Source organism: Massilia endophytica (assembly GCF_021165955.1).
Classification (GTDB): Bacteria; Pseudomonadota; Gammaproteobacteria; order Burkholderiales; family Burkholderiaceae_D; genus Rugamonas; species Rugamonas endophytica.
Genome location: NZ_CP088952.1, coordinates 3,669,273 through 3,689,982 on the forward strand (window position 1 = coordinate 3,669,273; position 20,710 = coordinate 3,689,982).

At 62.1% G+C, this 20,710-nt stretch carries 16 protein-coding genes, 1 tRNA gene and 1 pseudogene; 7 read left to right on the forward strand and 11 right to left on the reverse strand.

Features of this window, described 5'->3' with window-relative positions:
* Positions 1 to 88: 88 nt before the first annotated feature.
* Positions 89 to 1,120 (forward strand): GlxA family transcriptional regulator, encoded by a 1,032-nt coding sequence (locus LSQ66_RS16765; protein ID WP_231766332.1) that lies wholly within the window; start codon positions 89 to 91, stop codon positions 1,118 to 1,120.
* A 20-nt stretch (positions 1,121 to 1,140) separates the two neighbouring features.
* Here LSQ66_RS16765 and LSQ66_RS16770 read toward each other — a convergent pair whose 3' ends face one another.
* From LSQ66_RS16770 to LSQ66_RS16780, 3 genes are read right to left on the reverse strand one after another with little or no spacing between them, the layout of a single operon-like run.
* Positions 1,141 to 3,582 (reverse strand): FtsX-like permease family protein, encoded by a 2,442-nt coding sequence (locus LSQ66_RS16770; protein WP_231766333.1) that lies wholly within the window; start codon positions 3,580 to 3,582, stop codon positions 1,141 to 1,143.
* A gap of 7 nt (positions 3,583 to 3,589) precedes the next feature.
* Positions 3,590 to 4,270 carry an ABC transporter ATP-binding protein gene (locus LSQ66_RS16775; RefSeq protein WP_231766334.1) on the reverse strand — a complete coding sequence of 227 codons (681 nt, stop codon included), beginning with the start codon at positions 4,268 to 4,270 and terminating at the stop codon, positions 3,590 to 3,592.
* Positions 4,271 to 4,295: 25 nt separating this feature from the next.
* On the reverse strand, positions 4,296 to 5,576 hold the full coding sequence (locus LSQ66_RS16780; RefSeq protein ID WP_231766335.1) for an efflux RND transporter periplasmic adaptor subunit: 1,281 nt from the start codon (positions 5,574 to 5,576) through the stop codon (positions 4,296 to 4,298).
* A gap of 172 nt (positions 5,577 to 5,748) precedes the next feature.
* Between LSQ66_RS16780 and LSQ66_RS16785 the strand changes: the two genes are divergently transcribed.
* Together LSQ66_RS16785 and LSQ66_RS16790 are read left to right on the forward strand one after the other, a co-directional pair.
* The gene (locus LSQ66_RS16785; RefSeq protein WP_231766336.1) at positions 5,749 to 7,074 is read left to right on the forward strand and encodes a sigma-54-dependent transcriptional regulator; all 1,326 of its coding nucleotides are present in this window, start codon (positions 5,749 to 5,751) and stop codon (positions 7,072 to 7,074) included.
* Positions 7,064 to 8,266: a sensor histidine kinase gene (locus LSQ66_RS16790; RefSeq protein WP_231766337.1), complete on the forward strand. Its 1,203-nt coding sequence runs from the start codon at positions 7,064 to 7,066 to the stop codon at positions 8,264 to 8,266. Before LSQ66_RS16785 ends, LSQ66_RS16790 begins: the two co-directional genes overlap by 11 nt.
* Before the next feature lie 937 nt (positions 8,267 to 9,203).
* On the opposite strand, the gene LSQ66_RS16795 is transcribed toward LSQ66_RS16790, so the two are convergent.
* From LSQ66_RS16795 to pepN, 4 genes are all read right to left on the reverse strand, one after another.
* Complete coding sequence (locus LSQ66_RS16795; protein WP_231766338.1) at positions 9,204 to 10,520, reverse strand: ATP-dependent Clp protease proteolytic subunit; 1,317 nt, start codon at positions 10,518 to 10,520, stop codon at positions 9,204 to 9,206.
* 140 nt (positions 10,521 to 10,660) lie between these two features.
* Positions 10,661 to 10,736: transfer RNA gene (locus LSQ66_RS16800), tRNA-Thr, on the reverse strand.
* Positions 10,737 to 10,860: 124 nt separating this feature from the next.
* Positions 10,861 to 11,862: a class 1 fructose-bisphosphatase gene (locus tag LSQ66_RS16805; protein WP_231766339.1), complete on the reverse strand. Its 1,002-nt coding sequence runs from the start codon at positions 11,860 to 11,862 to the stop codon at positions 10,861 to 10,863.
* 30 nt (positions 11,863 to 11,892) lie between these two features.
* Positions 11,893 to 14,508, reverse strand: a complete 2,616-nt coding sequence (gene pepN / locus LSQ66_RS16810; RefSeq protein ID WP_231766340.1) for an aminopeptidase N — start codon at positions 14,506 to 14,508, stop codon at positions 11,893 to 11,895.
* A 195-nt stretch (positions 14,509 to 14,703) separates the two neighbouring features.
* On the opposite strand from pepN, the gene LSQ66_RS16815 reads away from it, so the two are divergent.
* The 4 genes and pseudogenes from LSQ66_RS16815 (at position 14,704) to LSQ66_RS24820 (ending at position 16,877) form a co-directional block, all read left to right on the forward strand.
* Positions 14,704 to 15,360 (forward strand): DUF4136 domain-containing protein, encoded by a 657-nt coding sequence (locus tag LSQ66_RS16815; RefSeq protein ID WP_231766341.1) that lies wholly within the window; start codon positions 14,704 to 14,706, stop codon positions 15,358 to 15,360.
* A 162-nt stretch (positions 15,361 to 15,522) separates the two neighbouring features.
* Positions 15,523 to 16,017: pseudogene (locus tag LSQ66_RS16820) on the forward strand (Hcp family type VI secretion system effector).
* 9 nt (positions 16,018 to 16,026) lie between these two features.
* Positions 16,027 to 16,443 (forward strand): BPSL0067 family protein, encoded by a 417-nt coding sequence (locus tag LSQ66_RS16825; RefSeq protein WP_231766342.1) that lies wholly within the window; start codon positions 16,027 to 16,029, stop codon positions 16,441 to 16,443.
* Positions 16,440 to 16,877: an STY0301 family protein gene (locus LSQ66_RS24820; RefSeq protein WP_407659532.1), complete on the forward strand. Its 438-nt coding sequence runs from the start codon at positions 16,440 to 16,442 to the stop codon at positions 16,875 to 16,877. The genes LSQ66_RS16825 and LSQ66_RS24820 overlap by 4 nt, the downstream gene beginning before the upstream one ends.
* A gap of 154 nt (positions 16,878 to 17,031) precedes the next feature.
* Here the strand turns inward: LSQ66_RS24820 and LSQ66_RS16830 are convergent, their stop codons facing one another.
* The 4 genes from LSQ66_RS16830 to LSQ66_RS16840 form a co-directional block, all read right to left on the reverse strand.
* Positions 17,032 to 17,973 carry an RES domain-containing protein gene (locus tag LSQ66_RS16830; RefSeq protein WP_231766343.1) on the reverse strand — a complete coding sequence of 314 codons (942 nt, stop codon included), beginning with the start codon at positions 17,971 to 17,973 and terminating at the stop codon, positions 17,032 to 17,034.
* Between the two features lie 141 nt (positions 17,974 to 18,114).
* Positions 18,115 to 19,599 (reverse strand): S41 family peptidase, encoded by a 1,485-nt coding sequence (locus LSQ66_RS16835; protein ID WP_231766344.1) that lies wholly within the window; start codon positions 19,597 to 19,599, stop codon positions 18,115 to 18,117.
* Positions 19,596 to 19,724 carry a hypothetical protein gene (locus LSQ66_RS24730; RefSeq protein WP_269449094.1) on the reverse strand — a complete coding sequence of 43 codons (129 nt, stop codon included), beginning with the start codon at positions 19,722 to 19,724 and terminating at the stop codon, positions 19,596 to 19,598. Before LSQ66_RS24730 ends, LSQ66_RS16835 begins: the two co-directional genes overlap by 4 nt.
* Positions 19,725 to 19,726: 2 nt before the next feature.
* Positions 19,727 to 20,704, reverse strand: a complete 978-nt coding sequence (locus LSQ66_RS16840; RefSeq protein WP_231766345.1) for a quinone oxidoreductase family protein — start codon at positions 20,702 to 20,704, stop codon at positions 19,727 to 19,729.
* Positions 20,705 to 20,710 lie beyond the last annotated feature (6 nt).

The window sequence follows — 20,710 nt, forward strand, 5'->3', positions numbered from 1 at the left end:
GGATATGCGCCTTTTTGACGACGATGGCGCATTTGCCACCCCTGGTTGGCGGGAATGCCAACGGTCTCCGTGCGATAGTGCAAGGCTTATGAAACCGACACCTGACAACCCGCGGCAGCTCACCCGGGTCACCGTATTGATGGTCGATGCGACCTATTCTTCGCCTGCGCTCGGCCCGATCGATATCTTTCATTCCGCGGGCAGGCTGTGGAACGGCTTCCATGGCCAGCCCCATGCGCCGTGCTTCGAGGTGCAGCTTGCGTCCATCGGCGGCAGGCGGCTCGAATGCATCGGTGCGCTGGGCATCATGCCGCATGTGGATGTGCTGGACGTGGGCAGCACGGACCTGATCCTGGTGCCGACCGTGAACCTCCACGAGCAGCCCGCCGATCCGCGCATCGTTCAGTGGCTGCGGGAACGGCATGCGCAAGGCAGCGCCGTCGCGGGCATCTGCGCGGGCGTCGCCTACCTGGCCGAGGCCGGGCTGCTGGACCACCGTGTCGCCACCACGCACTGGGCGATTGCGGAGCAGATGCGGGAACGCTATCCGCTCGTTCAATGGCACCCGGAGCGCTTCGTTACCGAGGACGGCGGCGTGTTCTGCAGCGGCGGCGTGTATGCATCGATGGACCTCAGCCTGTTCCTGGTGGAGAAGTACGCGGGACGTGAAGTGGCCTTGCAGTGCGCGAAGTCACTGCTGCTGGCCATGCCGCGCAAGAACCAGACGAGTTACAGCGTCCCGCTGCTCACACGGCCGCACGAAGACGGCGAGATGCGCGATATCGAAGAGTATCTGCGCCTGAACTTCGCCAGGCCGATCACGGCGGATGTGCTGGCTGCGCGCGTGAATATGAGCCCGCGCAGCTTCCTGCGCCGCTTCAAGGCAGCCACGGGACAGCTGCCGGGAGCGTACCTGCAGGCGCTGCGCATCGGCGCGGCAAAGGAACTGCTGGAGAACGGGGCAAGCTCCATCCAGCGCGTGGGCATGCAGGTCGGCTATCAGGACGTGGCGCACTTCCGCCAGGTGTTCAAGCGCCACACCAGCCTGACGCCGGGCGAGTACCGCGAGCAGTTCGGCACCATGCATGCACTGGTCGGCGACAGCCATGCCCTGCCCTGAACCGCGGGCAGGCCTTTCGCCTACAGCCGCAGGGCATCTGCGGGTTTCGCCTGCATGGCCAGAATCGCGTGCCGCACTACGGCCATGCAAACGACGAGTGCGGTGGCAGCCAGCGCCCCGGCGATAGTCCACCAGCCTACCGGCGCGCGCTCGACATAGCCCGCCAGATAACGCTCGATACCCAGCGCCGCCAGCGGCAGTGCAAGCACGGCCGCCATCAGCACCAGTGCGCCGAAATCGCGCGCCAGCAGCAGGCCGATATCCCGCCGGCGGGCGCCATGCAGCTTGCGCAGCACGAACTCCTTGGCACGGCGCTGCACGCTGCGCGCCGCCATGACATAGGAACCAAAGGCCGCGATGCCCAGGGCAACACAGCTTGCGGCAGCGAGAAGCCGCGACACCCGCGCTTCCTCGTCGTAGTTCGCCTGCTGGATTGCAGCCGCGGGCTGAATGCTGGGCATCGCATTGGGGAAGTAGCCCGGCCACAGTCCGCGCACTGTGCGTTCCGCGTCTGGAAGGGAGGCCGCGCGCACCGTCAGCGTAGCGCCCGCCGTCCAGAGCTCGTATGCCGTCGCGCGCGGTGCGTCGCGCAGCGAGCGGAAACGCAGGTCGGGGGCAATGCCGATAACGCGCTTGTGCACGACCTTGTTGTCGAATCCAGTGAACAGCAGCGTCTGGCCCAGTGCTTCGGCGGGACTGGAGAAGCCGAGCTCCCGCGCGGCCATTGCATTCAGGATCAGGGGGACCGCATCGTCCTCCTTGTCGAGGGAGGCGTCGAACAGGCGCCCTGCCAGCGGCGCCACGCCGTAAAGGGTAAAGAAGTTGGCGCTGACGGACTTCATGTCCATGACCGCGCTGGCGCCTCCGGGACGCTTCAGGTCACGCACCCAGGAGGTCTTCTGGCGGCCTACCGCGTCCTCCGATATCGCCACTCCCTCGATGCCCGGCTGCGCCCGCAATGCAGCCATGAATCCCTGCGCTGTCTTGCTGTAGCGGACTGCCTCCGGCAGGTCCACGATCAGAAGCCTGGAAGGATCGAATCCGGGCGACGCCTTCAGTGCAAAGGCTGTCTGCCAGACCACCGCCATTGTCACGCCTGCGAGGCCCATTGCCGCAGCCGTCTGGAACACCGTCAGGCTGCGCCGCAAGGATGCACTGTGCGCCATCTCCGCATCCGCCTTGCCCGCCAGCGCCTGCGCGGGCCGAACGCGCAGCGCCAGCCAAGCGGGATAGATAGCGGTGGCAGCGCCGAGCAGAAGTCCAAGGGCGAGTGCGAGGCCAAGGTTCCAGGGAGTCAGCATGCTTTCCAGTTCGCGGTCCATCAGCCGGGCAAACACCGGCGAAGCTGCCCAGGCGAGGAGCAGGCCCGATACCGCGGCGAACATCGCGACGAGCATGGACTCCGCCAGCAGTTGCAGCACGATCTGCCGCACGCTCGCCCCAAGCACCTTGCGCATGGCGATTTCCCGCTGCCGCCGCAGCAGCCTCACTGCAGCCAGATTCGCATAATTGATCGCCGCCAGAACAAGAATCAGCAGGCCCACCGCTCCCAGGCCCGCGACGACGGCGCGGTTGCCGCGCGGACCAGGCTGCGAAATGTAATTGCCGCCGACCTGCTGGTCGAAGTAGGCCTCGCGCAGCGGGGACAGCACCACATCGAGCACTTTGCGCCCCGCGAGCCGCTGCATGACCTCCGGCGGGTGGGTATGCTGCGATGGGTGCCGGTCTACCGCTGCCTGCAAGGCATCGGCGACGGGCTGCAAGGGTGCGTCCGGCCGCGTGCGGACCAGCAGCTTGCCCCACCAGCCTTGTTCACCGGTCACGATTTGCTTGCGCACCTCCTCATCGACGATAAGGGAATTCACCCCTGTGAGCATTTCGAAGGGCACTGTGGTGTTGGACGCTGGTGTTTCGACTATCGCCATCACCTGCAGCAGCTTGCCTTCGACCTGCATGGTGGCGCCCTGTGCATCTACGGTGCCGAACAGGCGCCGCGCCGCTGCTTCCGTCACGGCGATGCCTTCCGGCTTCGCCAGCGCCTCTTCCAGGTCGCCACGGACCGTCCTCAACCCCAGCATCGTTGCGAAGCCAGGCAGCACGGTCAGTCCATTCAGGCGCGAGAGCTGGGCGCCCACCCGTACCGTCAAGCCCATCGCGTCGGGCCGCGCGGGGAGATAGGCGGTGGCGGCCTCGACACCCGGCGTTGCAGCCGCCACTTCCCGCAGGAAGAGCGGAGCCTGGTCGAACCACGGCGACAGCGAATCGACGTTGTAGCGCTGCTTGATGACATAGACCCGGTCCACATCCGGCACCTGTGCGTTGTAGCCCCAGGAGTAGCGCACATAGCTGAAAAGCAGCAGCGCCGCCGCGAGGCCGATGCTCAGCCCTCCCAGCACCACAAGGGAATACACCGGCTCTCCTGCCAGCATGCGCCAGCCAAAACGGAAGTCACGCAGTTTCATGCCCACCTCACGCGGCCTGCAAGGCATCGACGAGGATGCGGCCATCGAGCAGGCGCAAGGTGCGCGAGGCCTGGGCGGCATGCGATGGGGAGTGCGTCACCATGACGATGGTGGTTCCCTCGCCATTGATCTGCCGCAGGATGCGCATGACCTCATCGCCGTGCGCGGAATCGAGGTTGCCGGTCGGTTCGTCCGCCAGCAGCACCGCAGGGCTGGCCACCAATGCGCGCGCAATGGCCACGCGCTGCTGCTGGCCGCCGGAGAGTTGCGATGGCCGGTGTTTCGCGCGGTGGGCGATGCCGAGCTTCTCCAGCATGGCGGCTGCGCGGGCACGGCGCTCCTTCGCCGTCACATCCATGTACTCCAGCGCCAGCTCCACGTTCTCGGTGACGGTCAGTTCGTCGATCAGGTTGAAGTTCTGGAAGATGAAGCCGAGCCGTCCGCGCCGCAGCAGGTTCAGTTCCGGCTCGCGCATGCCCGCCAGGTTGCGGCCCTCGAACCAGTATTCGCCTGTATCTGGAATGTCGAGCAGGCCGAGGATGGAGAGCAGCGTCGACTTGCCGCAGCCGGACGGTCCGGTCACGGCCACGTACTCGCCCGCGTCGACCTCCAGGTCGATGCCGTCCAGCGCACGGGTACGCACCTCCCCTCCCTCGAAGGTCTTGCCGACGTTTTTCAGTTTAAGCATGCCATCTCCTTTTTCAGTCATTGTGTCATTTTCCGGTGAGTTCGATGCGGTCGTTTTTGCCGAAGGCCGCGTACGAGGAAACGATCACGCGTTCGCCCGCGCGCAATCCCTCCAGCACTTCCACCTGCCGGTGGCTGCGGCGTCCAAGCCGGATATTCCTGCGCACGGCCTGTCCCGCCTGCACAACATAGGCGGACGTGCCTCCCGTATCGTTGACGAAGGCGTCATTGGGCAGGACCAGCGCCTGCGCAGGTTCCCCAAGCGTGATGGAAACGTCCACGCTCTGGCCGGGGTGTAGCCCCTGCGGCAGAACATCGGCGAAGGTGAGCTCGGCGTTGAACTTGCCGTCACGGATCTGCGGGAAGATGCGGCTGACGGTAAGCGCATACGTCCGTCCGCCCATCTGCGCACGCGCGGCGCGGCCCGCGACGATGCGGTTCAGGTAGTATTCGTCGATCTGGGCCGTGAGCTTGTAGCGCTCCATGTCGTCAATGCGGCCCAGATGCTGGTCCGCCCTCACCGCCTCTCCCAGCTGGAGGGAGAAGTCGGTCAGCCTGCCGTCAGCGGGCGCACGGACCGCCAGCGCGTCGACCGATTCGCGCACCAGGCGCAAACCGGCGGCCAGCCGCGCCGTCGCCTGCTCCATCTGCTCGATGGCATTGCGCTGGATGCCCGCTTCCACACGGTTGCTCTCCCGCGCCAGATCGAAGAGCCGCTGCTGCTGCACCACGCGGTCCGCCGCTTCCTCCAGAGCACTGGCCGACACAAAACCCTTCGCTGCAAGTGCCCGCTGGCGCTCGTGCTGTTTCCTGGCCTGTTCCAGCGCAAAAGCCAGCTCGGATGCACGGCGCTGCCGTTCCGTGTTCGCCGCTTCGAGCGTAACGCGCATGTTGGTCAGGTTCGAGATCTGCTGCGCATGCTCCGATTCGCGCGCCAGCATTTCGAGCCGCCTTTGCGGATTCGAGAGACGGAAGAGCGCATCGCCCTTCTTCACTTTGGCGCCGTCGCGCACGAAGACCTCCTCCACGCGGCCCGACTCCACAGCATCCAGCATCACCGAATGCAGCGGTGCGGCTGTTGCGCGCACGACGGCATCGTCGCGGAATACGCCTTGCTCCACCACCGCGATCCTAACCTCAGCCAGCGGCACCCGCAGGCCCCTGGGCATGAGACTCCAGGCCAGCATGGCCGCTGCAGCCATCGCCGCCACGGCGGCGATCCATTTCAGCCGCCCGCCACGCCACCTGCGCCGCGGCAGCGCCTGGTCCATGGAATTGCCGGAAATGTTTGCGTTCGAATGTGTCATGCCCGGTATTCAGCAACAAGCGTGCCACCGCCGCCGCAACGGCTACGGCAGGAACCTGGCAATACCGCGCGACCGCTATCGCACACCTGGGTGTCCGATTCCGGACACTTGACCGTGCAGCGAGCTCCGGAGATTGCCCGCGATGAAGCGCCGCTGCTAGAATCGGCCGATCATGCAAGCCCACATTCTCATCCTGGAAGACGACGCCGATGTGGCCTACGCCGCGCAGCTTTCGCTGCGCCGCACAGGCGCGCGCATCACAACGCTGGCGCACCCCGGCCAGCTTGCGAATGCCTTGCAGGAGAGCGCGCCCGATGTCGTGCTCCTCGACCTCAATTTCCAGGCGGGCCGCACGGACGGCAGCGAGGGCATGCAGGCTCTTGCACGCCTGCGCGCGTTGACGAATCCACCCCAGGTCATCGTCATGACAGCCTACGCCGATGTGGCGCTGGCGGTGGAGGCGATGAAGTGCGGCGCCGCCGACTTCATCACCAAGCCATGGGACAACGCGCGCCTTGCCGCCGCCGTCGATGAGGCGATGATCCAACGCACGACGTCCGCCGCGCCGACGCAAAACAGCGCCCTGATGGGTGACTCGCCGCCAATGAAACAGCTGCGCAGGCTGATCGCCAGCGTGGCGCCGACCGAGGCCAATGTACTGGTGCTGGGCGAGAACGGTGTGGGCAAGGAGCTGGCTGCGCGCGCCATTCACGAAGCGTCGCGCCGCGCCACGGGCCAGTTCCTGGCGGTGGACATGGGCAGCCTTCCCGAAACAACGCTGGAGAGCGAGCTTTTCGGCCACCGCAAGGGTTCCTTCACCGATGCGCGCAATGATCGCGCGGGACGCTTCCTGGCTGCCTCCGGCGGCACGCTCTTCCTCGACGAAATCGGCAACATGCCGCTGCCAGCGCAGGCCAAGCTGCTGACCGCACTGGAACGCCGCGAAGTGACGCCGCTCGGCGCCGACCGTCCGCAAACGATCGACGTGCGCATCGTGAGCGCCACCAATCTGGCGGAAGCGTCGCTGTACGACCCGCAGCACTTCCGGCCGGACCTGCTGTTCCGGCTCAACACCATTGTGCTGCGCGTGCCGCCGCTGCGCGAGCGCAGGGAAGACATTCCCCTGCTGCTGAACCACTACCTCGCCCATTACCAGCGGCAGTACGGCAAGCCTGCCCGCCAGCTTTCCCCTTCCGCGCTCGACGCCTTGTGCAGCAACCCATGGCAGGGCAATGTGCGCGCCCTGCGGCACGCCTGCGAGCGCGCCGTGATCCTCTGCGATGGCGAGAACTACGCGCTTGCCGATTTCGGCATGGCGCAGCCGGAAATGGCGCCTGCTGTGAACCGTGCAGCCGACACGATACGCCTGGACGCATTGGAACGCGACGCCATCGCTGCGGCCCTCGCCCAGGTACAGGGCAATATCAGCCGCGCCGCGCGCCTGCTTGGCGTAAGCCGCGCCGCCCTCTACCGCAAGCTGGGCAAATATGGCCTCTGAGGGCGCACCGGCACGCAAGGCCGCCTCTGGTACGCTGCTGCTCGCCGCGGCTTCTGCAGCCGCTGGCATCGGCTGGCATGCTGGCGAGGCTCCCCTGCTTGCCGGCGGAGCGCTTGGCGCCGTCCTCGGCGCAGCGCTGCTGCGGGGAGCAATCCGGCGCTTGCAGGTCAATGCAGAAACGCTGCCGCTGGAAGTGCCGGTTGGCCTGCCGCGCGAGCTCGGAGAGCTGTCCTCCCGCGCCTTGCACTTCGAGACCCAGCTTGAACATGCTCCGGTCGCCATCTTCAGCGCCAACGCACGGGGAGAAGTGACCACGCTGAACACGCGCGCACGCCGCCTGCTCGCGCCCGGCCGCATCATCGAGACAAAGACTTTTCATTCGGTGCTGGCCAGCCTCCCGGTTGGCCAGCGCAAGATCGTCGAGTACGAAACGGAAGCCGGCCCTGAGCGTGCGCTCGCCACATCGAACGCGGTCACGCTCGATGGCGAGCCCCAGCGCCTGATTGCCCTGATACCGGTGGAGGACGAGCTGGAAGCGGAAGCCATGCGCGCCTGGCAGAAGCTGGTACACGTGCTGACCCACGAAATGATGAACTCCCTCACCCCGGTCGCCTCGCTGTCGCAGACGGCCCGCGAGATGCTGCGGGACGCGGAACTGCCTGCCGACCTGCGTGGCGATCTGGGCACAGCCATGGATGCCATCGGCCGCCGCGCGGAAAGCCTGACGCATTTCGTCAGCGGCTACCGCACCCTGGCAAGCGTGCCCGAAGCGCGGCCCCAGCGCATCGTGCTGAGCGAAATGTTCGCGCGGCTGCGCGCCCTGTTCGCCAACGCATCTTTCAGCGTCGAACCGGATTCGCTGGAACTGATGGCCGATTCCGGCCAGCTGGAACAGGCCCTCGTCAATCTGCTGCACAACGCCGAGGAAGCGACAGCGAACGTTTCCCAGCCAATGATCTCGGTGACAGCGCGCCTCACACGCGGCGCCCGCCTGCGCATCGAGGTCTGCGACAATGGCCCCGGTGTACCCGATCACCTGCTGGCCAACATCTTCACGCCCTTCTTCAGCACCAAGGCCAGAGGCAGCGGCATCGGCCTCGCCATGGTCCGCCAGCTCGTCCACCGCAACGGCGGCGCCGTACGCTACGCGAAGTTCGTAGGCCCAGGCGCCTGTTTTGCTATCACTTTGTAGCAGCGCCATCTCGAACGCGCTTCGGTTCGGCGTGACTTATGACAGCAGGTACTTATGGCCACTGCCATAATTGCAACCGATAAGACCTATTGTCTCTTGAGCGTTGGCGCTCCAAAGATATCTGCGAAGTGTCGTACAATCAGCTTTCCTCCTACACGTCTCTTGCTCGATGCTCAAGACAGCGAACACCTCCGCAGACACATACATTCACCTTCGCGCGTTAGCGCGAGAAATGACGCTGCCGCACATTGCGTCGATTGCACCTGAGGGGGTAAGATTGACCGACTTATCGGATGAGGCATTGGCACAAGCGGATACCTGGGGAGGGTTTGAGTGGGGCTACATAGCGCGGAAATTCCGCCGTCGTCCTCGTAGGGTAGAATTGGCTATCTGGCATGGCGACGAACTATGCGGACTTGCTTGTGGGCGAGTGAGTAATCGCCGGGTTGTCGCCTCAATCCATTATCTGGAGGGGAACCCAAGAGCACATCCACTAAAAGGATTGGTTGCTGCGATTGCTACTCGCTTTCTCGACACCTTTGCCATCTTGGCAGAATGCAGTGAGACATCCATACAGAATCCGGTCCAACCACTCGTTTCGATGTACAAGCAGCTGGGCTATGTGAATGAGGTCGTGAAAGGACGTAAAGTCGTACGCCTTCACAAAAAACTGGGGAATCCATGATCGTGTACACTACGGAGTACATAGGAGTGAACATGAAAGTCGCTAAGCATGCCAAGGTTGTTTCGCTAACCAGGAACCATAGCTCGGCTGGGAAACAGAAGACTAGCGTTGTCGCGTCCAAGGCCGCGGTCACGCGAGCAGAGAACTTTCTTTCTGCATCGCAGTCTGACTTTGTTGCAGTTGTGCAGCGGAACAAGCCTTCACTGATAAAAAACGAGGCGGGCATGCTCGCGGGGAAGCCCATCCCTCGATCTAAGCTTCGTTGACTTTTCGTCGGCCTCGTTTCACCTGAGGTGGTTGGAGTTTGGACTTCAACCAATCGCGCAGGGATTCAACAACATTCTCTCCTGGGACTTCATCAATTAGGCCAAGGACTTGCGCGTCCGTGGGGGTAATTTTGTGCTCCCCATTGAACAATTCTCTGCACAATAGGACGCAAAACTGCCAAAACATTTTCCCGCTCGGGAGCGCACGAGCTAACGCATGCCTCTTAGCTTCCTCATCTTTTCCATTTAATGCCCTTAGCGCGTCCCCTGAGAAGAAAATCTCTTTATGCTTGGTGAGGAAACCGATCGTACTGCGTAGATGTCGTGGATCGTCAATGGATCTAATCATTTTAAAATCATCCGACACGACATCTAACAATTTTGCCATCGGCATAGGGCGACCGACGTTTGCACGAGTAGCGTTTGCGACTAGCAATGAGATTACCAACTTCATGTCGGCTTCACTCGCGCTCCATACATCAGATGAATCGGCTATTTTCGTAGCCCTGCTGATAGTTTCGAAGAGTTTCTTGGGGCCGTCCAAAAGACCGGGCCGCGAATGGCGCCCTTTTTGCCTGTAATCTGGGAAGGATTTGGCGAGATTCGTCATAATCCCCCAGTTGTGCAGGTGGCGCATAGCGTTGAGCACTAGACACTCATTTTCCCGAGACACGTTCACCCAAAGACATGTTGCAAAGCTCGCCAGATCAACGCCGTTCTCGCCATCATAGACGGCCTTGCATGCGGCTATAGTTTTGGCGAACTGCGAGTGAACCTTGTCATTTTGCGCAACAATCCCTTCGAAGTCGCCAATGAAGTGAATATAGTTCCAGACGAGGCGACTGAAAATCTGATCAGCTAGTTGTAAGGAGAACGTTTCATTTATCTCCTGTAGTTGACTCACGGCGACTTTGGCGCTGGCCGGTGTGACATCTTCCATGCCGCCATACCTGACATCGTGAAAAAGGATATCCGTGTGTGGCAAAGCCACAGAATAAGAGCTAGAAGCAAGAAGCACGGCCGCAGCGCTATATGCACGCTCAGTAACAACTGCGACAGTTTTGCCTTCTATTCCGTCCTGATCCGGCCCAGTGAGCAACCCAACCAAGGTCTCCATTGCAGAGATAGAACCGCCGGCGCTATTTATGGCGATGGTGATCGGCTGACTGCTTTCCGATCGCAGACGCAGTATTTGAGGCGTGAGTATACGAACCAATTCTTCGTCAATTGTCTGATCCACATAAATACAGCGATTCCAATTTGCTGTTCTATCCTCGACATCTGACTGATGTACGTCGACCATCTTTTTCTCCACAGTTTTTACCACTCTACCAGAAGATTCATACAAATAATCATCTCGACTAGAGCCCAGAGCTGTATCGTCAATTGATCAATTAAAACAAAAAGCCCGCATGCTTGCACATGCGGGCTTTTGCTTGAATCTGGTGCCGGAGATAGGAGTCGAACCTACGACCTTCGCATTACGAATGCGCTGCTCTACCAACTGAGCTACACCGGCAAAGAGCAATATTCTAACAAACAATTCCTGCCGCGGTCTAGTACCCGATGCGTCATTCCCGCGCAGGCGGGAATCCAGGGGTGTATTGGCACACTCCTGGGTTCCCGCCTGCGCGGGAACGACGTTAGGCGTGGTGGTAGCCGGTCACCACCGCCACCTCGTCACGAGAGCCGAGGAAGACCGGGATGCGCTGGTGGAGTTTTTCGGGCTGGATGTCCAGGATGCGGTGCTTGCCGTCCGTGGCCATGCCGCCCGCCTGTTCCACGATGAAGGCCATGGGGTTGGCTTCGTACATGAGGCGCAGCTTGCCCGGCTTGGAGGTGTCGCGCAGGTCGGCCGGGTACATGAAGACGCCGCCGCGGTTCAGGATGCGGTGCACGTCCGCCACCATGGAGGCGATCCAGCGCATGTTGAAATCCGTGCCGCGCGGGCCGGTGCTGCCTGCCAGCAGTTCGTCGATGTAGCGGCGCACAGGCGGGTGCCAGTGGCGCTGGTTGGACATGTTGATGGCGAATTCCTTCGTCTTCGGCGGAATCTGCATATTGCGCTGGGTGAGCACCCAGGAGCCCATTTCGCGGTCCAGGGTGAAGCAGTTGACGCCATTGCCCGTGGTGAGCACCAGCATGGTCTGCGGGCCGTACACGGCGTAGCCTGCGGCCACCTGCTTGCTGCCCGCCTGCATGAAGTCCTTCTCGGTGGGCACGGCCATGCCTTCGGGGGCCTTCAGCACGGAGAAGATGGTGCCGATGGAGACGTTCACGTCGATGTTCGAGGAGCCGTCCAGCGGATCGAAGAGCAGCATGTATTCGCCCTTCGGGTAGCGGTTGGGAATCGGGTGGATGGATTCCATTTCTTCCGATGCCATGGCCGCCAGGTGGCCGCCCCATTCGTTCGCTTCGAGCAGGATCTCGTTGGAGATCACGTCCAGCTTCTTCTGCACTTCGCCCTGCACATTCTCGGATTCGAGCGCGCCCAGCACGTCGCCCAGGGCGCCCTTGCCTACCGAGTGGCTGATGGTCTTGCAGGCGCGCGCCACCACTTCGATCAGCAGCCGCAGCTCGGCGGGGATGTTGTGGTGGAGGCGTTGTTCTTCGACGAGGTGTTGGGTGAGGCTGATGCGTTTCATGAAGTTCCTGTAGTAGTTGTAATCTGTGACTTAGTTCGAGAGCGCCTTGCTGACGACTTCCGTGACGTCGTTGGACAGCGGCGTGGCGGCGGCGACGCGTTCAAGCGCGTGGCGCATGTGCACCTGCAGCTCCGGCGAATAGCGGCGCCAGCGGTCCATGCTGCGCGCCAGGCGCGCGGCGACCTGCGGATTGATCGCGTCGAGCTTGATCACGTGCTCGGCCCAGAAGTCGTAGGCGCTGCCATCCTTCGCATGGAACTGGGCGGGATTGCCGTTGCAGAAGCTGAAGATCAGGCTGCGCGCCCGGTTCGGGTTCTTCAGCGTGAAAGCGGGGTGCCGCATAAGGTCTCGCACAGCTCGCACATCGGTCGACGGCGCCATTGCCTGTATAGAAAACCACTTATCAACGACCAGTGCTTCGCTCTTGAATTCCTGGTAGAAGGCGTCCAGGATACGACTGGGACTCCCGCCGCTGTGCACCAGCGCAATCAGCGCGGCGGAGCGGTCGGTCATGTTGGTGGCTTCGTTGAACTGGCGCTCGGCGAGCTCCAGGGCTTCCGCCTCGCCGCCCAGGGCGAGGTAAGACAGGGCCAGGTTCTTCAGTCCGCGCTTCCCCGCCGACACGGCGTCCGGGCTGTAGGCGCCCGGCGTGGCGTTGGCGCGGTAGGTGTTCAGCAGTTCACTGCGCAGCACCGTGGCAATGGTCTTGCGCATGAACTGGCGCGCGGCGTGGATGGCCTGGGGATCGGCCACTTCCATGTTCTCCGCCACCACGGTCTCCGATGGCAGCATGAGCGCCTGCTCGCGGAAGGCGGCGTCCAGGGACTCGTCCAGCAGCAGGGCGCGCTGGGCGGCGATGAAGGTGTAGTCCAGCTCCAGTTCCTCGCCTGCCTGCACGGCGGCGGTGAGCTTGAGCAGGCGCTCCATGGCCAGGCGCTGGCCGGCTTCCCAGCGGTTCACGGGATCGGAGTCGTGGCGGAACAGGTGGAGCAGTTCTTCGTCCGTGTAGGCATATTCCAGCACCACGGGCGCGGAGAAATCGCGCAGCAGGGATGGCACAGGTTTGGCGGCGATGCCTTCGAAGCGGAAGGTCTGTTCGGCTTCCGTCAGTTCCAGCACGCGCGTGGGAATCAGGTCGCGGCCTTCCGCATCGAGCAGGCCCACGGCCACCGGAATGTGGAAGGGCAGCTTCTTCGCCTGGCCCGGCGTGGCGGGGCAGCGCTGGCTCAGGGTCAGCTCGAACAGCTTCGCCTTCTCGTCGTAGCGCGTGCGCGCCGTGACGATGGGCGTGCCGGCCTGGCTGTACCAGCGTTCGAACTGGCTTAGATCGCGCTGGTTGGCGTCCGCCATGGCGGCGCGGAAGTCGTCGCAGGTCACGGCCTGGCCGTCGTGGCGGGCGAAGTAGAGGTCCATGCCCTTGCGGAAGCCTTCGCGGCCCAGGAGGGTCTGGTACATGCGCACCACCTCGGCGCCCTTTTCGTACACGGTGAGCGTGTAGAAGTTGTTGATCTCCACAAAGGAGTCGGGACGCACGGGGTGGGCCATCGGGCCCGCATCCTCGGGGAACTGGGCCTGGCGCAAGGTGCGCACCTGGTCGATGCGCGTGACAGCGCGGCCCGTATCGGTGCCGATCATGTCGGCCGAGAATTCCTGGTCGCGGAACACCGTGAGGCCTTCCTTCAGCGAGAGCTGGAACCAGTCGCGGCAGGTCACGCGGTTGCCGGTCCAGTTGTGGAAGTACTCGTGGCCCACCACGGCTTCAATGCCCGCGTAGTCGATGTCCGTCGCCACGCGCGGGTTGGCCAGCACGAACTTGGTATTGAAGATGTTCAGGCCCTTGTTTTCCATGGCGCCCATATTGAAGTCGCCCACGGCCACGATCATGAAGCGGTCCAGGTCCAGCTCCAGGCCCCAGCGCTCCTCGTCCCAGCGGATGGAGTTCTTCAGGGACTGCATGGCGTAGTCGGTCTTGTCCAGGTTGCCCTCTTCCACCCATACCTGCAGCAGGGCTTCGCGGCCGGACTGCAGGGTAATGGTCTCTTCCTGGCACACGAGTCGCGCCGCCACCAGGGCGAAGAGGTAGGACGGCTTCTTGAACGGGTCTTCCCACTTGGCGTAGTGGCGGCCGTCCGGCAGCTCGCCCTCTTCCACCAGGTTGCCGTTGGAGAGCAGCACGGGGTACTTGGCCTTGTCCGCGCGCAGCATCACCGTGTACCTGGCCATCACGTCCGGGCGGTCCGGGAAGTAGGTGATGCGGCGGAAGCCTTCGGCCTCGCACTGGGTAAAGAAGTTGCCGTTGGAAACGTAGAGGCCCGAGAGGCTGGTGTTCTTCTCCGGGGCGCACAGGGTCTCGATTTCCAGCACGGCGTTCAGCGGCGCCTTGCGGATGGTGAGCGTGTTGGCGCCCAGAACATACTGGCCTTCGTCCAGGGCCACGCCGTTCAGGCGCAGGGCCACCAGTTCGATTTCCTCCCCCTGCAGCACCAGGTCGCGGTTCTTGCTGTCCGGATTGTGGCGCAGCGTGAGCCGGCTGGACACAATGGTGCGCGCAGGATCGAGGTCGAAGCCGAGTTCAACAGTCTCCACGAGGTAGCTGGGAGGGGTGTAGTCTTTACGATAAATCGTCTGGGGGCTGTCGGTACGCATGGCAGGAGGTGTGGTAAAGACGAAAACCTTATTTTACCAACACGGCCCCTGCCGAGGGGCCGCACCGTAGCGGAACAGGGGGTGAAAGTTTCTGCTGCCACAGCTGCCGTAACATTCTGTAATATTCATGCGTACGAGGAGTGCCAGTCCTAAACTGATGGACAGGAAATACCAATTCAATGTAGGAGCAGAATCATGAGAGCCTTAGCCATCCTTGCTGCCGCAGCCACGCTGCTGCTCGGCGGGTGTGCGACCACCCTGCGCAGCGATGTCACCGTCTTCCATCAGTGGCCGCCGGAGCTGCAGGACAAATCGTATGTCTTCGAGACCCCGCCCCCGGCCGAGGACACCCTGGAATACCGCAGCTACCAGAACCTGGTGAGCGGCGAGCTGGCCAAGCTGGGCTTTACCCAGGCCGGCAGCCCGGACCAGGCCAAGCTGCGCGTGGGCATGCAGTTCAGCACCATCGACCGCCCTACCCGCGTGCTGGAAGCGGCCGATCCCTTCTACATGGGTCCTTACTGGGGTCCCTACGGCTTCGCCCGCTACCACTACTATCCGGGCCGCTACCGCTATCGTTACTACGGCTTCCGTCCGTACTACGATCCCTGGATGTACGGGCCGATGCAGTTCCGCGAGGTCATCCAGCATAACTACGAGCGCAATCTGCGGGTGACGATCAACAATATGTCCGGCAAGAAGCTGTTCGACGTTACGGTGAACAACACCAGCCGCAAGCAGTCCACGCCACTGGTCATGCCCGCCCTGGTGCAGAGCGCCTTCACGGGATTCCCTGGCGAGAGCGGGAAGGCGAAGCGGGTGGAGCTGGAGCTGAAGCCCCAGCAGCAGTAGGCAAAGGAACTCCGATGAAATGCCGTTCAATTAGTTCTGAACGGCATTTTTATTTTGACCGGCGTACCGCTTTGCAGCCTGGGTTAGTTGACGCCCATCAATTCACCGAAAGTCGACCATCACGACAATGGTCTCTCAACCGATTTCTTTGGGGGACACATCATGGCCGTTGACGCATACCTGCAAATTGAGGGCATCAAGGGAGAATCGACCGATGAGAGGCACAGGGACTGGATCGAAATTTCCCATGTTGTCTAGGCTGTCCATCAACCGCGGGCCACGACGATATCGACGGCAGGTGGCCACACCAGTGGCCGTGCCGAGCTTGCCAACATCAAGTTCGACAAGCTTGCGGACCTGGCCTCGCCGATCCTGCTCCAGACCTGCGCCGCTGGCAAGACAATTGCCAAAGCTGTATTCGAGTTCATGCGAGCAGATGGCGACGGCAAACCTATCCCCTATTTTCGAGTGGAGCTGGAGCACGTGATGATTTCGGACGTGGCACCGAATAGTGCTGACGGGGGCATTATCACGGAGCATGTCCAACTGGCGTATTCAAAGATCAAGTGGGCCTATACGAAGCAAAGCATCCAGGGTGGGGTACAAGGTAGCACTACCGGCGGTTGGGATTGCGCGGCTAACAAAATCGCTGCGTGAGGTGCAGGTATGCCATACGTGTACAGCGACGTGAGAAAGTTACAGGACAAACCCAAGGTGGACGGCGGTGAATGCGTCCGGCTGGTGCAGCACTACACTAACGTCGGCCACACCACAACTTGGCGGCAGGGAGAGCGGGTATTGGATGCGACAATCATTGCACCGGGAACCGTGATCGCCAACTTTACAAGAGAAGGGCGTTGGCCGGGCAAGACGAAAGGTAATCACGCTGCATTTTTCGTCGAATTCGGGCCGAGGGGTCCTGACGGCAAACCTACCTCTATCGTGATGATGGACCAATGGACCGGCGATCGGAAAAAGGCCATCAGCGTCCGCAGCGTTCCGCGCCGGGGACAAAAGATGCACAGCGAGGGCAACATCTATGACGACTCCGACAACGCAGAGCATTTCTACGTGGTGAAATGAAAACTATCCTGACTGTGACTGCCATCGCATCTATACCACTTGCAGCTCTCGGGGCCGAATTGCGCATGCAATGTCCTGAACGCTACCTGACCCGAGTTGTGAAACTTGCCGAAGTGCCGCAGGAGTGGCAAGGCGCCATAGCAACTGTTCGACCGGAACTGCTGCTTTCAGGCGGCGGTATGGTGGGAGGCCCCGTCGAACTCTATCCACCGGCAGACCTGCGTGGCAGCGATGTAAAGTCCAAGGTTGGCTGGAGCGAAACGCGATACCCGGTTGGTTCCGACGGGGAGAGCTGGGTCTATTGCGCCTACGGACAGGGCGGCGAAATTCAACTATTCCGTCGTATCGACGGGACCGGAGTGCGAGAGTGCTCGGTAAGAACTTCGCTACCAAAGGCACCAGCGCCGCCGGTGGTCGAGATCGTGTGCAGGTAGTTGCTAAACATCGCACATCAAGGCAGGTATCCCCATACGTACCTTAATTTGTACTGGCTCGAACTTGACCTGACCCACGGCCCGATAACTGGATACATCCGTACCCGTTGCCGCCGTTCGACGGCATCGTAACTATGGCTTTGCCGCGCCCAAATTAAGGCAGCCAGATTATGTTCTCGCCATCCACTATGCCATTGCCGAGACATTGAAGCGAATATCCAAATTCTTCGCTTGTATCCACAACCCTGTACGCCGATGCGGCGACGTAGGTGAGTTTTTCAATAACTGCTTTCGGCTTCAGTGCAACATTGGGGAATTGCTCAGACTTCGTTGATTGATAAAGTATCCCATCGAGAATGGGCGTTGCCAAGAAATCTCTCGCAAGCGCCGACGTAACATCGTATAGCCCCGGCTTTTCTCTGCCATCATTGTCGATGACAGGCGCACATAGAAGCGTGTCCATGAAGTCGTCGCACAAGTGAATTGCGCTCATAGCGACGGGATCAGTCTGTTCGCAAAGAAATTGATGAATCGCCCTGAACGACGGATGCAGGCTAAAAGGAACCGGAACGCCACGCTTGAAATAAGCCATGATACCAATTGGTATTACGTGAAGCGCTCCTGCATGGTCACGGCGAGTTGTCGAGTAAAGGAAATTTACGACATCGCCTGTAACCGCGTTGATCTCTGCCAAAACGGCACTGACACTAGCGCTCTGCGTATCAAGGCTTGCATAGAAAACCGGCTCCTTCGCCGCATTTAACCGTCCCTGCGGAGCACGGTGCGCGAGATCTTCCGGGATATATGAAAGACGTGAGGTCGTTCTATAGAAGCGTCCGTTGTCGCCTTCCGAGTACTTCACGCCTCTTGTGAAATGTGTGTTTGATTCTAGTGGTATGGATACCGGAACCCCAAGAGTGAACCTGGTCAGCTTGCTGACAAGGTCAGCAATTCTCGACTCATCAACCTTTGTTCGCCCATCAACGTGCGCGTCCAACTCTCCCACGATAGCTTGAACGGTTGACAAATGTTCTGAAGCACAACGATTGAGTTCCTGTGCTTTGTGAAGAAGCGCCTTTTTGATATTCCCGTGCATGTTTCGTCCGTTCCGAGAAGGAGCGCGTCAAGGGTTAGGAGGCCGCAAATGATGCCGCCCCCCTCTGCCCAGGGCAATTGCATAGGACTCTAACTTCTCCGGCGTTGATGTCAGGTCTGTCTGGGCTGCTACACTTAACTGTCATTTTCCGGCCAGGTCGCGTTCGACGGTTCTCAGGAAGGTGGACGTGGACCAGTCCACATCCCTCACCATGATGGCGGGCGCATAGCCCACGCCGTTGCCGCGTGGGCGGCCCACGTAGACCTTGTTCGGAATGATGGCGCCCGCCAAGCCCGATTCCAGCATAACGAGGCGCACTTCCATGTAGGTGGAGTCGGCCGAACTGGGCGCGCCGATCAGCTTCGTGTTCGGGAAGCGGGTGAACACGTCCAGCGCGTCGAGGCAGGCGCTTGCGCACTGGCCCGGCACGATGACGTACACCGGCTTCGTGAACGCAGGCGGATCGCCCGCCACGTCCGCCTCGGGATTGGGCACGGGCTTGCCGTCGTCCTCGTCGCGCTTGACCCAGAACTTGTCGCCCTTGGCCAGGGCCGCCTGCATGCCCTTGGAGATGCCGCGCGCCCAGGCTTCCGTGTCCGGCTGCTTCTCGGCGACCATGCGCTCGGCCAGCTCGCCGAAATAGGCGGTGTTGCCGGGCGAGGCGCGATACCAGGTTTCGGTTTTCGCAAAGTAGGCGTCCATGCGGCGCTTGACACGGCCCTCGCCCCACAGCGCCGCCGCAAAATTCCTGCTCCAGGTGGAGGAACCGCCCTGGTTGTGGCGCAGGTCGATCACCACGGCATCCGCGTCGAGGAAGCGGTCGCGCTTCGCGGCCACCTCCCGATTCATGGCGGCGTAGGCGTCGCGGTCGGCCGCTTCCGGAGTGAATGTGGGCATGGCGGCCCAGAACAGCTTCGGACGCGGCTCCGTCAGGCCCACGGGCAGGCGGTCGCCGTTGATGGCTTCGTTGCGCCACTTCACGTACTGGTCGGTCCGCTCCTGCCAGGCCAGCTGCCGCGTGCTGCGCTTGCCTTCGCTCAGGAATTCGCAGCGCTGGGGCAGCTGGATGAAGGGATTGTGGCGGTCCGTAAACAGCCAGCGGCTCATGGACCACCACTGGCCCGGCTCGTCGATGCGGCCGAGGAAGCTGAACAGATTGTCCCGCATCAGCTGCTCTACGGACTTTCCGTCGCAGGACAAAATCTGCGCGCCGCGCGCCGGGCCGCCCGGCTCGGAGGCGTACACATAGATGCCGTCGCCACGCCATACGGCAACGAAGCCGGGCCAGCGCTCCGGCTTGAGATAGGAATCCACTTTCCAGAACAGGCCCGCATGGCCGTCACGCACCAGCACGGTAAAACGCTGGATGGCGGCGGCATAGCCCGCGGCGTCTTCCACCTTGCCGGACAGCGCCAGCGCGCCGTCGCGGGCGGCCTGCAGGTGCTTGAGGAAATCCGTGTTGTGCACATCATGCACGCCGGGGTGGTTCTCCAGGGTGAGCTGGTAGCCCGCCTCGATATCGCGCTGGAGGGCGGCGCGCCATTGCTCGGGCGTTTGCGGTGCGGCGGCATGCGCGCCGCCAGCCGCGCCCAGGACGAGCGCGGCGGCAAGGATACGTCGTGTCATGAAAAATATTTTTCGCTGGCGAAAGTGATGAGGCCCACCAGGGCCACGGCGCAGAGCAGAACGATGAGCAGCCGTCCGAACTTCGGGCTGCCGTCGTCATCGTCCTGCGAATGAGGTTCAGTCATGTTCAGTGCGGTAAAAGGATGGACGAACCGGTGGTCTTGCGCGACTCCAGATCGGTGTGGGCCTGTCCCACATCGGCCAGATTATAGCGTTGATTGATTGCAATTTTGACCTCGCCGCTGGCCACCACGCCGAACAGGGATTTAGCTGACGCTTCCAGGTCTTCGCGTTTGGCCACATAGTGGCCCAGCGTGGGCCGCGTCACGTACAGCGAACCGCGGGACTGCAGCTCGGAAGGCGAGAAGGCGGGCGCTGGTCCGGAGGAATTGCCGAAGCTCACCATCAGGCCCAGGGGCGAGAGGCAGTCCAGGGAGCCGAAGAAGGTGTCCTGGCCGATGGAGTCGTAGACCACGGAAACGCCCTTGCCCTCCGTGAGCTCCTTCACCTTCTCCACGAAATTCTCGCGCTTGTAGTTGATGGCGTGCGCCGCGCCGTTCTCGATGGCGAGGGCCGCCTTCTCTTCCGAACTCACGGTGCCGATCAGGTTCACGCCCATCACGCGCGCCCACTGGCAGGCAATGAGGCCGACGCCGCCCGCGGCAGCATGGAAGAGAATCGTGTCGCCCGGCTTCAGCTGGGCCGTGCGGTGCAGCAGGTACTGCACGGTCATGCCCTGCAGCATCATCGCGGCGGCGGTATCGAAGGCGATCTGCTTTGGCAGTACCACCAGGATGTTCGCAGGCATATTGCGCAGCTGCGCGTAGGCGCCGTTGGGCCGGGCGGCGTAGGCCACGCGGTCGCCTACCTTCACCTCGGTGACCCCTTCGCCCACCGCCTCCACCACGCCCGCACCTTCCTGGCCCAGGCCGTTCGGCAGGGGCTGGGGATAGAGGCCGGTGCGGAAGTAGACGTCGATGAAGTTCACGCCGATGGCCTCGTTGCGCACGGTGGCTTCGCCGGGGCCGGGCGGCCCCACGTCCACGTCCACATACTCCATCACCTCCGGACCGCCGGTCCGGGACATGCGGATTGCCTTGCTCATGGCAGC

What these genes read in the sequence shown, in the direction of transcription:
- LSQ66_RS16765 (WP_231766332.1), top strand. Translation starts at nt 89, where the DNA reads ATGAAACCGACACCTGACAACCCGCGGCAGCTCACCCGGGTCACCGTA.
- LSQ66_RS16770 (WP_231766333.1), bottom strand. Translation starts at nt 3,582, where the DNA reads ATGAAACTGCGTGACTTCCGTTTTGGCTGGCGCATGCTGGCAGGAGAG.
- LSQ66_RS16775 (WP_231766334.1), bottom strand. Translation starts at nt 4,270, where the DNA reads ATGCTTAAACTGAAAAACGTCGGCAAGACCTTCGAGGGAGGGGAGGTG.
- LSQ66_RS16780 (WP_231766335.1), bottom strand. Translation starts at nt 5,576, where the DNA reads ATGACACATTCGAACGCAAACATTTCCGGCAATTCCATGGACCAGGCG.
- LSQ66_RS16785 (WP_231766336.1), top strand. Translation starts at nt 5,749, where the DNA reads ATGCAAGCCCACATTCTCATCCTGGAAGACGACGCCGATGTGGCCTAC.
- LSQ66_RS16790 (WP_231766337.1), top strand. Translation starts at nt 7,064, where the DNA reads ATGGCCTCTGAGGGCGCACCGGCACGCAAGGCCGCCTCTGGTACGCTG.
- LSQ66_RS16795 (WP_231766338.1), bottom strand. Translation starts at nt 10,520, where the DNA reads ATGGTCGACGTACATCAGTCAGATGTCGAGGATAGAACAGCAAATTGG.
- LSQ66_RS16805 (WP_231766339.1), bottom strand. Translation starts at nt 11,862, where the DNA reads ATGAAACGCATCAGCCTCACCCAACACCTCGTCGAAGAACAACGCCTC.
- pepN (WP_231766340.1), bottom strand. Translation starts at nt 14,508, where the DNA reads ATGCGTACCGACAGCCCCCAGACGATTTATCGTAAAGACTACACCCCT.
- LSQ66_RS16815 (WP_231766341.1), top strand. Translation starts at nt 14,704, where the DNA reads ATGAGAGCCTTAGCCATCCTTGCTGCCGCAGCCACGCTGCTGCTCGGC.
- LSQ66_RS16825 (WP_231766342.1), top strand. Translation starts at nt 16,027, where the DNA reads ATGCCATACGTGTACAGCGACGTGAGAAAGTTACAGGACAAACCCAAG.
- LSQ66_RS24820 (WP_407659532.1), top strand. Translation starts at nt 16,440, where the DNA reads ATGAAAACTATCCTGACTGTGACTGCCATCGCATCTATACCACTTGCA.
- LSQ66_RS16830 (WP_231766343.1), bottom strand. Translation starts at nt 17,973, where the DNA reads ATGCACGGGAATATCAAAAAGGCGCTTCTTCACAAAGCACAGGAACTC.
- LSQ66_RS16835 (WP_231766344.1), bottom strand. Translation starts at nt 19,599, where the DNA reads ATGACACGACGTATCCTTGCCGCCGCGCTCGTCCTGGGCGCGGCTGGC.
- LSQ66_RS24730 (WP_269449094.1), bottom strand. Translation starts at nt 19,724, where the DNA reads ATGACTGAACCTCATTCGCAGGACGATGACGACGGCAGCCCGAAGTTC.
- LSQ66_RS16840 (WP_231766345.1), bottom strand. Translation starts at nt 20,704, where the DNA reads ATGAGCAAGGCAATCCGCATGTCCCGGACCGGCGGTCCGGAGGTGATG.